10 protein-coding genes are annotated in these 14,278 nt (G+C 33.0%); 2 read left to right on the top strand and 8 right to left on the bottom strand.

Translation table 11 applies throughout. The features are described from left to right. Nucleotides 1-15: 15 nt before the first annotated feature. The 3 genes from B0M43_RS03450 to B0M43_RS03460 all read right to left on the bottom strand — a co-directional run bounded on the left by B0M43_RS03450 (nt 16) and on the right by B0M43_RS03460 (nt 4,254). Nucleotides 16-3,174, bottom strand: coding sequence for an exodeoxyribonuclease V subunit beta (locus tag B0M43_RS03450; protein ID WP_078006831.1), 3,159 nt, complete (start codon nt 3,172-3,174; stop codon nt 16-18). Nucleotides 3,175-3,314: 140 nt separating this feature from the next. Next, nucleotides 3,315-3,914, bottom strand: coding sequence for a lipoprotein signal peptidase (locus B0M43_RS03455; RefSeq protein WP_078006830.1), 600 nt, complete (start codon nt 3,912-3,914; stop codon nt 3,315-3,317). 124 nt (nt 3,915-4,038) lie between these two features. After that, nucleotides 4,039-4,254 carry a hypothetical protein gene (locus B0M43_RS03460; protein ID WP_065448698.1) on the bottom strand — a complete coding sequence of 72 codons (216 nt, stop codon included), beginning with the start codon at nt 4,252-4,254 and terminating at the stop codon, nt 4,039-4,041. 178 nt (nt 4,255-4,432) lie between these two features. Here B0M43_RS03460 and B0M43_RS03465 point away from each other — a divergent pair, with 178 nt between their 5' ends. Together B0M43_RS03465 and B0M43_RS03470 are read left to right on the top strand one after the other, a co-directional pair. Continuing rightward, a complete protein-coding gene (locus B0M43_RS03465) occupies nt 4,433-4,789 on the top strand; it encodes a roadblock/LC7 domain-containing protein (RefSeq protein WP_065448699.1) in 357 nt (118 codons plus the stop codon). A gap of 34 nt (nt 4,790-4,823) precedes the next feature. Further along, nucleotides 4,824-5,204 (top strand): hypothetical protein, encoded by a 381-nt coding sequence (locus B0M43_RS03470; RefSeq protein ID WP_065448700.1) that lies wholly within the window; start codon nt 4,824-4,826, stop codon nt 5,202-5,204. Nucleotides 5,205-5,451: 247 nt separating this feature from the next. Here the strand turns inward: B0M43_RS03470 and B0M43_RS03475 are convergent, their stop codons facing one another. The 5 genes from B0M43_RS03475 to recO all read right to left on the bottom strand — a co-directional run bounded on the left by B0M43_RS03475 (nt 5,452) and on the right by recO (nt 14,157). Beyond that, nucleotides 5,452-5,832 (bottom strand): TraR/DksA C4-type zinc finger protein, encoded by a 381-nt coding sequence (locus B0M43_RS03475; RefSeq protein ID WP_007807070.1) that lies wholly within the window; start codon nt 5,830-5,832, stop codon nt 5,452-5,454. Between the two features lie 7 nt (nt 5,833-5,839). Further along, nucleotides 5,840-9,241, bottom strand: coding sequence for an isoleucine--tRNA ligase (gene ileS / locus B0M43_RS03480; protein ID WP_078006829.1), 3,402 nt, complete (start codon nt 9,239-9,241; stop codon nt 5,840-5,842). 203 nt (nt 9,242-9,444) lie between these two features. Beyond that, entirely contained in the window at nt 9,445-11,364 is a 1,920-nt protein-coding gene (locus B0M43_RS03485; RefSeq protein WP_078006828.1) for a hypothetical protein, read from the bottom strand. A gap of 56 nt (nt 11,365-11,420) precedes the next feature. Then, nucleotides 11,421-13,313, bottom strand: coding sequence for a PQQ-binding-like beta-propeller repeat protein (locus tag B0M43_RS03490; RefSeq protein ID WP_065448703.1), 1,893 nt, complete (start codon nt 13,311-13,313; stop codon nt 11,421-11,423). 130 nt (nt 13,314-13,443) lie between these two features. Then, a complete protein-coding gene (recO, locus tag B0M43_RS03495; RefSeq protein ID WP_065448704.1) occupies nt 13,444-14,157 on the bottom strand; it encodes a DNA repair protein RecO in 714 nt (237 codons plus the stop codon). Nucleotides 14,158-14,278 lie beyond the last annotated feature (121 nt).

Raw genomic sequence — 14,278 nt, forward strand, 5'->3', positions numbered from 1 at the left:
ATCTGATTAATTTCTTCACAAATTTACTACATCGATTTCTGTTCCTATATATACCAAAGCCTTTTTTAACACTTTGTATCCTAAATCTTCAATAGCATCTTGATATTCCTGAATTTGCTGAGTATATTTCGAGTTTATAGCCCCCGTTTTGTAATCTAAAAGATAAGCTTCTTTATTAGGAGTTAAAACAATTCGGTCCGGCTTCAATATCCTTCCTTCTTTCTGAACGATTGTTTGCTCATTTAGAATAGTATAATTCCCATCAAAACAAATACTCAATTCAGGATGATTTACAATTTCCCGAAGTGATTTTAAAACCATATCTACCTGATCAATTGTAATCAAACCATTTTCGATCGCTTTTGTAATCGCCAAATCAACATCTGACTTATCTTTAACAAAAGCTAAAATCTCATGAACTATGTTTCCATAAACTATTGCTTCCTGCTGATGCGTTCCCCACATTAAGGATTCCCGTTGTGCTATTTTGATATTTTTTGGATTAAGAACATCTAAAACTACAGGAATCGTTTTTACCAAATCGATTAGTTCTGTCGATTTTGAAAGCTTGGTTTTATCTCCAAATTCATATTCTAATTTATCCGGATCAAAAACACCTTTATGAATTAAGTATTTAATAAAAAAAGAAGCCATATTACTTGGGAACTCACCATCTTTCCTTTCTTTTAACGACTGAGAAATAACATACAATTGTTCTTCTGCACGCGTTAATGCTACATATAAAACATTAATATTATCCAGTAATTCTTCTTGTTTCTTTAAATTAAAAACATTCGAAGCGCTTTCACCAAAACCTTCAACAGCACTACTATTATCGATCAGAGCTTTTGGAACCCCTAAATCTACATCTTCAGTATCAAGCCATAATTTATCCTTTGGTTTTCGATTATAATCTTCTTCTGCAAAAGGCATAATCACTACAGGAAACTCCAGACCTTTCGACTTATGAATAGTCATAATTCTAACAGCATTAATCCCTTCCGGAGAAGGAATACTAAATCTTCCGGCATTTTTATCCCAATATCCAAGAAAATCTGCAATTCCGGCCTGATTTCTAATATCTCTTTCTAAAACAATATCCAGAAAAAATTGCACGTAAGCATTTCCTTCCGCAAGAGGCACAAATTTCGAAATGATAATTTCTACCGCTTCATAAAGTGACTTTTTTCTAATATTTTCAAAAGATAATGCAACATCAAAACTCAGAAGCCAAATTTCAAAATCAACTTCTAATTTATGAGACATTCCCCGAGCAATGAAGTCATGAATGGGCATTTGAATTTCTTTGTTTGAAGCCAAAAAATGCAGAAAATTAGCTTTTGATTCAAGATCAGCACTATTGTGCAAATATTTCAACAAATGAACAATTAAACGAACTTCTGTAGCATTTTGAATCATCAGGGTTTCTGAAGACAAAAGCGGAATATTTTGTTCGGTCAAATAATTGGCAATCGCAATTCCCTGATCTCTTTTTCGGGTCAGGATAACAATATCATTATATTCAAAACCTTCACGAACTACTTTTCGAATTGTGTTTAATGTCGCTAAAACATATAAATCTGATTTTTCGACTACCTCTTCTTCATCTGCAAAATCTGATTTTTCGATTATTGGAAGAAAAGAAATATTGACATAACCTCCTTTTTTTGAATTTGAGTTTTGAAAACTATGATTCTCATACAGGTTTTTATAATCTTCATTTGAAAATTCGGTCGAAATCAGTTTAAAAAAGGAATTATTAAAATCAATTACTTCGCTGTAACTTCGATAATTTGTATCTAAATGCTTTATTACTTTTTCAGGATTATTAAAAGGATTAAGACCTTTACTCAATTCTATAAATTGCTCCGCCTTACCACCTCTCCAACGATAAATAGATTGTTTGGGATCACCCACAATCATCAAAGTTCCTTTATTACCTAAATCATCTAAACCTGAAAGCGAATTATCGATTAGCGGAATCAGATTTTGCCACTGCATCTCTGATGTATCCTGAAATTCATCAATAAAAAAATGACGGTAACGCTCGCCTATACGCTCATAAATAAATGGCGCGGGCTGGTTCTGAATTTCGCGATGGATTATGGCGTTGAATTCAGAAATCGATAAAACATTTTGTTCGGCCTGGATTTTTGCCAACTCATTACTAACAGTATTTAAGAGAGAAAGCGGCGTTATATTTTTTAGAAATGCTTTATAAAAATCTCTTTTTTCAAAATTCTTATAAATTTTTTCCAGAATCTGAAGCAGCTCCGGAATAATATTTTCGATTAATGCTTTGTCTTTAGCTGTTTTATTAATCGCAATATCATCAAACTCATGAAAAGTTTTATTTCTGGGATTAAATTTGCCATCACGAATACTTTCCAGATGATTTGGAAAAGTTCCGCGGGAAAATGATTTCAAATCTATTCCGTTTTTATCAATCAAAGCAAGTGCTTCTGTGGCAAAAACTTCATTTTCAGATTCCAGCTCTTTACAAAGAGCCAGCATTTTCTTTTTTATTACCACAAACTCCTCAATAGATTTATCATGAAAATGAGAAATTTCATTTCTGTTATTTTCATTAAGAACCAACCTTCCTGTATCTAAAATTTCACGCGATATATCCCAACTTTTATCATCATCAGTTTTTTCCATCGTAAAATCAATCAACAATTTAGTCAGGGTTTCATCCTGTCCGGCTTGCGCAATAATTGCATCAACAGCTTCTGTCAATAAATTTTCAGTATCTAAAGTAACTTCAAAAGTCATTGGCAGATTAAGGTCATGTGCAAAAGCACGAATCACCTTGTGCGTAAACTTATCGATTGTAGAAATATCAAAGGCAGCATAATTATGAATAAGATGCTTTATGATATTCTGTGATTTTATTTTGATTTTAATAATAGAAAGCCCCGTATCGCGAGACAAATCTTCCATTAAATCCATTGCTTTTGAAGAAGGTTCTTCTTTTGTAAATTCAGACAAACTTCCCACAATACGGCTTTTCATTTCATGAACTGCCTTATTGGTAAAAGTGATCGCAAGAATATTTCGATAAGCGTCATTTTTAGTAGAAGAAAGAATAATTTTAAGGTATTCTTTTACCAAAGTATAGGTCTTTCCTGAACCCGCAGAGGCATCATAAAGTGAAAAGGACGGACTTTGCATAAGTTTGACTTTAGTACTTGTAAAAATAGTACATTAAAATTTTAAATCCCAATAATTGAAAATTCCAAATTCCAATGTCTGCCGAATTATGACAAAGTTATTGGAATTTGGAATTTTGAGTTATTGGAATTTTAAAAAATTTATGTTGTTTTAGGAAAAGCTCTTTTATTAAAGAAAAGCAAAATCCCAACACCTGTAGAAATCGCCATATCGGCAACATTAAAAATAGCATTAAAAAAAGAAACCTCTTCGCCTCCCCAAACAGGAAACCAAGCCGGCAAAGTACCTCTCCAAAGAGGAAAATAAAACATATCTACCACCAAACCGTGAAACCAAGTTCCGTAAGGTTCTTTCGAGAATAATGTTGCCATATTACCATGACTATCATCAAAAATAACTCCGTAAAAAACAGAATCGATTATATTTCCGGCAGCACCCGCAAAAATTAATGCAATTGCCACGATCAAATAATTAGAATGACGTTTTTTTATTGAATCCGCCAACCAGTACGCAATCCCGAATACGGCAAAAATCCTAAAAACAGTCAAAATCAACTTTCCGTATTGCCCTGGTATTTTTGTTCCCCACGCCATTCCTTCATTTTCTATAAAATGAATTCTAAACCAATCAACAACCACAACTTCTTCACCTAAAACAAAGTTTGTTTTTACGTATATTTTTGAAAGCTGATCGACAATTAAAACTAAGAATATAAGGAAATACGCTTTTGGTAATGACATTTTATTAAATTTTGATGGGGCAAAAGTAACAATTTAATCAAAAAAAACGCTCCCAAAGGAGCGTTAATTCTTTCCTGCGGTAAACAGAGGCAATTCGGATTAATTTATTCAGTATTATTATGGTCTATTTTTTACTATTTGACTGGGCTGGCGTCTTTGGCGTATCGGCAAAAAATTCAGAAATAGACTTCAACAACCCTTTACCTTCTTTTCCTGCAGTTGCCTTTTTAGCTTCAGCTTTTTTTACATCCGCTTTTAATTTAATGCGAATTTTTTCAAATTCCTTCATTCTGTGCTCAACGTCAGAGTTTACATCTTTGAATTTCAATACTTTAGCCATAATGTAAGTTTTTTATGTTAAATAAATAAAATTATTAATGATTTGGGATTACAATGATACATAATTTAATTTATATTTGTTTAAAAAAATTAACACTTGTTTAGATCTAAAAGCAATATTTATTACCAAAAGACATCAAAATAAATTAATTTTAACATTTTTCCTAAATCCTACAAATATGAATGAAATAACATCTACTCTAAACGACTTCCTTGTTACCACAAAATCTTCTGCGGCATTAATAATAAACGGAAAAGGAAAATTAATCACATCATTAGAGATTGATTATGCAGATAGCGTTGCAGCAATGAGTGCTGCTATCTTATCAATGAGTGAAAAATTCTTAATTGATTTAGACAGAGGTGTACTAAAACAGCTTTTTCTAAAAACATCAGAAGGTGTTGTTATTGGAAACAAAATAAGCGGCACAAATTTTATAATTGCATTTTCAAAAGACGGAAGCAATCTGGGTTTATTAATGCGTTCCACTGATGAAGTCGCTACAGAATTAAGTAAGAATTCCTTATTAAAATAACATAGATCTATTCACCCAAAAACAACCCTAAACTATGAGTAACGACTTTTTGAACGTTTTTTTAAATGAAATGAAAACCAACGTAAACGGCTTTATAGCGGTAGCTGTAACCGAAATTGAATCAGGATTAAGCTTTGGAAACTTAACTGTAGACCCAGGTTTCGACCCTGAACTTGCAGCGGCTTATAATCTTGAAGTTGTAAAAGCTAAATTAAGCGCGGTAAAAGCTTTAAATTTAAACCAGGATATTGAAGATATTTTGATTACTCTTTCGAATCAAATTCACATTATCGACATTTCGCCTAACAAAAAATTTATGATCTATCTTGCAGCAGATTCTACAAAAGCAAATTTAGGAATGACACGAGCTATTTTAAGAAAACACAAATTAGAGTTAGAGAAAAACTTAGCTTAATTTTTAGTTTTATTTTATTTAATTAGAACTATCCATAATTCAGATAGTTCTAATTAAAAATATTCTTTTACTGCCCTAAATCGAATTCCCTCTCATCTTACAAAAAATTGACTTATAATTTTAGTTCTTCTTTTTTAATTATAATCAAATTCTTTCAAAAGATCTAAATTTACCTTAAACACGTTGCCGCAAAACATTAAACAAAAAAAACGCCCCTAAAAGGAGCGCTTATTTCATTAAGTATTTATTATCGTTGCAAGTTTTTCGCTTCGATACTCATTGTTGCATGAGGAACGATTTTAAGCCTTTCTTTGCCAATTAATTTACCTGTTACTTTGCAAATACCGTATGTTTTATTTTCAACACGGAATAATGCGTTTTTAAGGTCACGGATGAATTTTTCCTGTCTGATAGCCAACTGTGAGTTTGCTTCTTTAGACATTGTTTCGCTTCCTTCTTCAAATGCTTTAAAAGTTGGAGAAGTATCATCTGTTCCGTTATTCAAATCGTTCATGTAAGCGCTCTTGATTAAATCCAGATCGGCTTGTGCTTTTTGTATTTTATTTTGAATTATTTCTTTGAACTCTGCCAAATCAGCGTCAGAGTATCTTGTAATTTCATCTATCATGTTATATTTATTTTGAAATTAATATCATTGTTTTTATATCATCAAATTCAATTTCTGTGCCGTTTTCTAAACTATCCACAAAAACCAATTCATCTGTTAATGTCTCAGACTTAATATAGTCTATATTTTTCAGAATTGCTTCTTCTAAAATACCGTTTCGCTTTATTTGAACTTTAATTTTATCAGTAACTTCAAATCCGGAATCTTTACGGATGTTTTGAATTCTGTTTACCAGCTCTCTTGCGATACCTTCGCTTTTCAATTCGTCAGAGATTGTAATATCAAGCGCAACTGTTATTCCGTTTGAATTTGCAACCAGCCAGCCTTCGATATCCTGCGATGTTATTTCGACGTCTTCTAGTGATAAAGTTACATTATTTCCAGCAATAACAATATCTAACGTACCTTGCTTGTCCAACTGATTGATCTGATCTGCCGAAAAAGATTGTATCTCTTTGGAAATCAAACCCATATCTTTACCAAAACGTGGACCTAAGGCTTTAAAATTAGGCTTGATTTGTTTCACCAGAATATCTGAATCATCCTCTAAAAGCAGGATCTCTTTAACGTTTACTTCTGCTTTTACAAGCTCGGAGATTGCTAAAATTTCAGCTCTCTGATTTTCGTCAAGTACCGGAATCATTACCTTTTGCAATGGTTGACGCACTTTAATCATTTCCTTTTTACGAAGCGATAAAACCAAAGATGAGATGGTTTGCGCCTTCTGCATTTTGCTTTCTAACGTTTTATTAACAAAGTTTTCGACAAATTTTGGAAACTGAGCCAAGTGAACACTGCTGTATTGCTCAGATCCTGTAGAACTTGTTAAATCACGGTACAATTTATCCATGAAAAATGGAGCGATTGGAGCGCTTAATTTGCTGATCGTTAGCAAACAAGTATAAAGCGTTTGGTAAGCTGCAATTTTATCCTGAGCATACTCACCTTTCCAGAAGCGACGACGACATAAACGAACATACCAGTTACTCAAATTTTCCTGAACAAAGTCAGAAATAGCTCTTGCTGCTTTCGTAGGCTCATAATCCTGGTAACATTCATCAACAAATTTTATTAATGTATGCAATTCAGACATAATCCACTGATCGATTTCAGGTCTTTCGTTTAACGGAATTTCCGCTTCGGCGTATTTAAAACCATCGATATTCGCATATAACGAAAAGAATGAATAGGTGTTGTATAATGTTCCGAAGAATTTACGACGCACCTCAGCAATACCTTCAAGGTCAAATTTTAAGTTGTCCCAAGGATTTGCATTCATAATCATATACCAACGTGTGGCATCAGGACCGTATTCTGCAATGGTTTTAAACGGGTCAATAGTATTTCCTTTACTCTTAGACATTTTAATTCCGTTTTTGTCTAAAACCAAACCATTTGAAACCACATTTTTATAAGCTACTTTATCAAAAACCAAAGTTCCGATTGCGTGCAGCGTATAAAACCATCCACGAGTCTGATCGACACCTTCGGCAATAAAATCAGCCGGAAAATCTTTATTCTCGTCAATTTTGTCTTTATTCTCAAAAGGATAATGCCATTGGGCGTAAGGCATTGCTCCTGAATCAAACCAAACATCAATTAAATCGCTTTCGCGTTTCATTGGCTGGCCTGAAGCCGAAACTAAAGTTATTTGATCGACTACATTTTTATGCAAATCGATTAAATCATAATTAGATTCAGACATGTTTCCGATTTCAAAATCTTTAAACGGATTTTCTTTTTGAAAACCTGCTTCGATAGATTTCTCGATCGCATTGTACAATTCTTCAACAGAACCAATAAGAATTTCTTCTTTTTTATCTTCTGTTCTCCAAATTGGCAACGGAATACCCCAATATCTAGAACGAGATAAGTTCCAGTCGTTGGCATTTTTCAACCAATTTCCAAAACGTCCCTCACCAGTAGACTTAGGCTTCCAATTGATAGTTTCGTTCAGGTCGAACATTCTATCTTTTACATCGGTTACTTTAATGAACCAGGAGTCTAGTGGATAATATAATAACGGCTCATCAGTTCTCCAACTGTGTGGATAACTGTGCACGTATTTTTCAACCTTAAAGGCTTTGTTTTCTTCTTTTAATCGAATAGCAATTTCGACATCTACAGAACGCTCTGGCGCTTGCCCTTCGTCATAATATTCGTTTTTTACATATTTACCGGCAAGCTCACCTAAATGCGAAGTGAATTTCCCTTGTAAATCGACCAAAGGCACTGCAGTTCGGGTTTCGTCAAGAACCAACATTGGCGGCACTTCCGGTTTTGCTTCTTTTGCAACTTTAGCATCATCAGCACCAAAAGTTGGAGCAGTATGTACAATTCCGGTTCCGTCTTCTGTTGTTACGAAATCTCCAGCGATTACTCTAAATGCATTTTCAGCATTTTGATAAGGTAATACGTATGGCAATAATTGCTCGTATCTTATTTCGACTAAATCAATTCCTTTTGCTTCCGCTAAAATTTTGTACGGAAGTTTTTTGTCACCTTCTTTTACATTATCAAAGTCAGTATCATCTTCACTTGCAAAAAATCCTTTTCCGAATTGTTTCCCAACTAAATTTTTAGCCAAAACAACATTTACAGGTTCAAAAGTATATTGATTGAATGTTTTTACTAAAACGTAATCGATTTTTGGACCAACTGTTAAAGCGGTATTCGATGGCAATGTCCATGGAGTTGTCGTCCAGGCCAAGATATGAATATCTCCAAAACCTTGTAAAAACGAAGGCAATGTTTCCGGCAAAGTTTTAAACTGCGCAACAATAGTAGTATCCGTAACATCTCTGTAAGCTCCCGGCTGATTTACTTCGTGAGAAGACAATCCCGTTCCTGCTTTTGGAGAATAAGGCTGAATCGTGTATCCTTTGTACAACAAACCTTTATCGTAGATTTGTTTCAAAAGCCACCAAACAGACTCCATATATTTTGGTTTATAAGTCACATATGGATCTTCCATATCTACCCAATATCCCATTTTTTCGGTCAAATCATTCCATACGTCGGTATAACGCATTACGGTTTTTTTACACGCTTCGTTATATTCTTCGATAGAAATTGTTTTACCAATATCTTCTTTTGTAATTCCAAGTTCTTTCTCGGTACCTAATTCTACAGGTAAACCGTGCGTATCCCATCCGGCTTTTCTTTTTACCTGAAAACCTTTTTGAGTTTTATATCTGCAAAAAATATCTTTAATCGCACGGGCCATCACGTGGTGAATTCCCGGTAAACCATTTGCTGAAGGCGGACCTTCAAAAAACACGTAAGGCTCAGCACCTTCGCGAGTTATTACACTCTTTTCAAATATATTTTCTTTCTTCCAAAAATCAAGTACTTCTGACGCTACTGTTGGTAAGTCAAGTCCTTTGTATTCAGTAAATTTTGTGCTCATTTTATCCTTTTCTTAAACGAGGTGCGAAAGTAAGGAATTTTGGATTATTGACCATCAATTTCTTGAAATTTCACAAACTTTTGTTGAGATAATTGGTACAAAAACAAAAGAATTGATTAGTTTCCGGTACTAAACTCAAAAAAATGAGTAAATAAACCAAAAACCAATCAATTCTTCTTATTCTTTTTTTAAAGTATAAAAGACTATTTAAAACTTCCGAAATACACTTCTTTCATAAAAATTCTATTTCCAAAAACAGCATTTACTTCAACTTTTTCGCGACTTTCCTGATAAGAAGTATCTCCGTAAAAATCTTCAATTTCATAATTGATTTTATGCGGAATCTTTCCTGAATTTAATGCCGCTAACGGGCGATAATCTTTAAAAAGCTTTCTCTCAAAAAAACTTTTGTTTCCATCGTCAAATTCTGTTCTTTCTGTCGCTACAATCGAAAAGTTTTCTTTGTCTACAAAAAGATGATAATCTGTTTTAGGAATTGTTCTATTACTTGTATTTAATGTTTTTTCGAAATAATTCAAGTGATAACATAATTTTCCATCCACCATTTCGTCTTGCAAAAGTTCCAGTTTATTCCATAAGTCAAGCCTAAAAGCAGTTAAAAAATTCACCGGATCTAAATTTGTCGAAAGATTGCCGTACGTATAAACTGGTAATTTTGCCCATTTAGCTTCTACTCCACTTTCGCGATCGCTGTGACTCCATGCTTCCGGTCCGTTTACAATTTCATAATAGGTTTCGGGCATTTTCTTTTTCAGAAGATAATTAGTCGTCGTCGCCCATCTTTCTTCTGTTTGAGGTATCTTACTTTCTTCTAAAGTTAACTTAGATAATAAATGCGTTTTCTCGACTTTCTTCAGAACATCGCTTCCGCCAAAATTAGCAATGATTTTCGCTAACAAATCTGGATTAGATTGATAAGCAATAGAATCCAGCATATTCTCACGCTGAATTTTGCTTTTTTCTAAAGCTGCTGCTCGATTTTCTTTCTCAATACTCCAATCTGCTTCCTGACGGTCAATTTTTTCAAAAAACGCTAATCGTAATTCTTCTTTTTCCTCCGCAATCTTTAAACCTAATTTTTTAAGTTCCGCAAAACGAGGCGTATGACTTCTATTTTTTTTATCTGCAAAATAACCTCTGTTAACTCTTTCGATAATTGTAGAACCTCTTGAATCTTGCTTATCATTTTCGATCAATAGATTGGCATACTGCAAAGCTTTTTCTTTATTTTCAAGTAAAAAATAAGTTTCAGCTAAATTGTTGGTGACTATAAAACGAATATCTTCATTGGCAGGAGAAAGCGGATATTTAACCAACAAACTTTCTAAATATTGCAAATGCGGCGTTAGTAATTTCTCGTCTAAACCTTTCTCAAGAGTTACTTTCTCCATCTGAGCTGTAATTTCTGTCTCGAAAGCAAGCATTTGTTTGTATTCCGAATGTCCTTTTGATGTTACAAATTCAAATTTTTCCTTTACTATACTAGTTGTATATCCAAATTTATAATTTAAAAAATCCTGAATCCTTATTGCCGCTTTGTAAACAACATTATCAAATCCCAGCCCTACATCACTGTAATCTGAGTTCTTTATAGCTGTCTTTACTTTTTTGTCCTGTTCTGAGGCTGCAATTTTCAAAGCCCCCATACTATTTCCCGCACTTACGGAATAAGAATCTGAACCTCCAAAATCTTTAGTCAATATAATTTTATCACCAAGCTTAACATCCAGTTTTACATTATTTATATAATTAGAATGCGCATTATAAGTCCAACGATTTTTTTCCTTGTCATACACACTATCTATTTGAGTGTCTGTATATCTGGGCATCGCAAAGGTTAAGTAAAGCTTAAGCTTTCCGTTTACCGGATCTTTTATAAATCCATCAATATTAAAAAAATCCTTCTTTAAATTAGATTCTTCTTCCTGAAGCGACTTATCTATTTGATAAAAAGCAGTTTGCGTTAATACATTATCAAGAGCTGGAAATTCTGGATATCTAATTACCGGAATTTTAAATTTCTTTGTTTTCGAACTTATTTTTTCTTGTGCCTGAACTGAACCAATTACAAGCAAAGCTATTAAGAGTAATATTTTTTTCATAGGCAAAAAAAAAGCCACCAGAAACAAATTCTGATGGCTTTGGGTTTTTATTTAGTTTACTTTTTATTGAAAATTTGAATAGATTTATCAGACACATAAAAAATGTTTTGTGTGGCAGGATCTACTTCATAAACTGGTTTTGTGTTATTGAAGATGATTTTATCAACCTCAGTTCCATCAGCTTTACTCACTTTTACCAAAATTTTATCTCCACTATCTGCTTTTGCAAAAATATACGAGAAGTCTCTGTTTTGTTTCATTGCATTAAAGCGAGAATTAAATTTAGCCGCTACAATACCAAGAGCAGCTGAAGCTCCGGCCATATTCTTAGCCTGATTCATTTTTGACTTATCTTCTTCTTTAATAACAGTCGATCTCATATTTCCGCTAGAATCACGATACGTCATAGTTAACTCAGAAGCTTGTACAGCACTTACTGCTGACCCAACTCCTAAACCAATACTTCCCGCAATTGCAGCACTTTTAAGTAAACGTCTCGTTCCTTCACCTGGTTGCGTATAAGTAAGGTGGTACTTAATTGTTCCATCCATATTAACTCCCATAACCTCAACCGGTCCTGAAAGCACAACTCCCCAAGGGAATAATTCGATACTGTTTAATTCTTTTTCTTTTTTGATGTTTACTTTAGCAAAAGGCTCTGGTTTGTCCTTGATACTTGGATCAAATTTGTATAACTTCTCGTCATTATATACTAAGTAAGAATTTGAAGCTTCGTCATAAGTTGGTAAAACCGGACGATTTTTATCAAAACCGATGTTACGTTTCCAAAGTTTAACTCCGGTTTTATAATCCACCATGTTTCCGTAAGTTCCTGTAAGATACATTACTTTTTCACCTACTTTTCCTAAGTAATAAATTGGATCTTCTTTGTCATCTGAAATTTCGATGAATTTTTTCCAAAGTTTTTCTCCGTCTTTGTTGATCAGCATCATTTCATTTTCTGCAACATATAAGAAATCCTGATCAATAGGAATTACTCTTTTCAAACCATCTCCACGAGCATCTTTTTTCCAGATTTTTTCTCCTGTAGTTAAGTCAAAAAAATTAAAACCTCCGTAATGAGCAATTAATAGTTTTGTACCCCAATCTTCTAAATAAACAACACGTTTTGTTTTAATAGATTCTTTCCAGATACTTTTTCCGTTTTCGGTATTCAAAACATTCAAATATTCTTTGGCTGCAAATAAACCTTTACTGTTTACAACTACAATATTTTTATCATTTTGAGTCAAAAAGAATCTTGAATACTCTTCTTCAGCTTTCCAGTTTAATTTTCCTGAACTTCTGTCAAATGAATATAGTTTTCCGTACAATAAATAGTAAATTACCGATCCGTGTACTGTCGCTTTATTGGTATTTGCAGATTCTTTTAATGAAAAACTAAATAATGATTTTGCTTTATCTACAGTAGTATTCCATTTTAATTCTCCTGTTTTCATATCTAATAAAGCAATTGCCATATCTCCGTCTTTTTTCAAAGTAAGCAAATACTCATCTGTTTCAGGAATAAAATCTGACTGCATTACCCAGAAAGATTCTTTAGACGAATTATATACCACTTTACCAGTATCAGTATTAATGATAATATATTTATTATTGATGTAAGCCTCTACATAAGGGCTTCCGGCAACACTTGACAAGTCACTTTTTTCTTTAAAAAGTTTACCAAAATCAGGATCAGTCAGGATATCACCCGCTGAAGTTGCTCCAAAATCATCTTTTGTTAAAGTCCAAACAATTTTTTTCGTTTCAGGATCTAAACCTTTTACAGTTCCGCCTTCTTTAAAAACAACAATTCCTGTTATTTCGTTTTGAACCATGTCTTTCACACTGTTCTCTGTAGTGATTATTTCGTCGTATTTTCTTTGTGCAGTCGCCGAAAAAGCAACTAAGAAAACCAAAATAATCGAAAAAGTAATTTTCTTCATAGTAATTTTTTTCTTTAAAAAATTTAATAATTAGGCTGGGGGTTTTAGTAATGAATTCACTTATTAAAATAATAATTAAGAAAATTTTAATAAAAATTCACTGCGCAAATATATAAAAATAGCATTCACTTTAAGAAAAAATTTCTTTCAGAATATCAAGTGATTTCGGCTTCTTAAAACCGTCTAAATGAAAGCTGTAATAATCGATCAGAATCTTCAATAAAATCTGTCTTTCGATGACATGAAAAACTTTTTCGGTATTATCAAATTTCAAATCAATTAATTTTTTAAAGAGGTTGGTTTCATGTTCTGTAAGTGCAGTCAAACCATGAAAAAGGGTAAAAACACCATCGTTTATTTCGAAGTAAGGCAAATCGATCTCTGAAACATCCGGATAAAAACCTAAATACTTGGTAATTTCTAAAAGTAAAATCAAATGAAAATTAGAGATTTCGTCATGATGATCCAGCCAGGTTAAGGCCGTTTCCAGAAAAACAAAAAGCGATTCGTTTTTTTCTTCTTCCTGAATAGAATAATGAAGCATCTCAGACAAAAACATGACCATGGTACTTTTTATAATATCAGTATGAATGGTTTGAAAATGAACTGCCGATTTTATTTCTTTAAAATTTTCTAAAGTGCCTTTGTTTTTATGTACCGCTTCGATTTCGAGAATCGACAAAGGCTGAAAGTAAGCAATTTTCTGACTGGCTTTTCGGCTCGAAAAAGCATCGCGCACAAAATAAGACTTCAGACCGTTTGAAAGTGTAAAACATTTTACGATCAAACTTTTTTCCTGAAACTTTAGCGAAGAGATTACTATTGCTTTGGTTTTGACTAACAATTTTAGATTTTAGATTTTAGATTTTAGATTTTAGATTTTAGATTTTAGATTTTAGATTTTAGATTTTAGATTTTAGATTTTAGATTTTAGATTTTAGATTTTCTAAAAAAAATAAAATTGA

The sequence above is a fragment of the Flavobacterium sp. KBS0721 genome, assembly GCF_002007065.3.
Taxonomy (GTDB): domain Bacteria; phylum Bacteroidota; class Bacteroidia; order Flavobacteriales; family Flavobacteriaceae; genus Flavobacterium; species Flavobacterium piscis.

Bases quoted from the DNA above. Each gene is read 5' to 3' on its own strand.
- B0M43_RS03450 (WP_078006831.1), bottom strand. From the start codon at position 3,174: ATGCAAAGTCCGTCCTTTTCACTTTATGATGCCTCTGCGGGTTCAGGA.
- B0M43_RS03475 (WP_007807070.1), bottom strand. From the start codon at position 5,832: ATGATAGATGAAATTACAAGATACTCTGACGCTGATTTGGCAGAGTTC.
- B0M43_RS03465 (WP_065448699.1), top strand. From the start codon at position 4,433: ATGAATGAAATAACATCTACTCTAAACGACTTCCTTGTTACCACAAAA.
- B0M43_RS03460 (WP_065448698.1), bottom strand. From the start codon at position 4,254: ATGGCTAAAGTATTGAAATTCAAAGATGTAAACTCTGACGTTGAGCAC.
- B0M43_RS03470 (WP_065448700.1), top strand. From the start codon at position 4,824: ATGAGTAACGACTTTTTGAACGTTTTTTTAAATGAAATGAAAACCAAC.
- ileS (WP_078006829.1), bottom strand. From the start codon at position 9,241: ATGAGCACAAAATTTACTGAATACAAAGGACTTGACTTACCAACAGTA.
- B0M43_RS03490 (WP_065448703.1), bottom strand. From the start codon at position 13,313: ATGAAGAAAATTACTTTTTCGATTATTTTGGTTTTCTTAGTTGCTTTT.
- B0M43_RS03455 (WP_078006830.1), bottom strand. From the start codon at position 3,914: ATGTCATTACCAAAAGCGTATTTCCTTATATTCTTAGTTTTAATTGTC.
- B0M43_RS03485 (WP_078006828.1), bottom strand. From the start codon at position 11,364: ATGAAAAAAATATTACTCTTAATAGCTTTGCTTGTAATTGGTTCAGTT.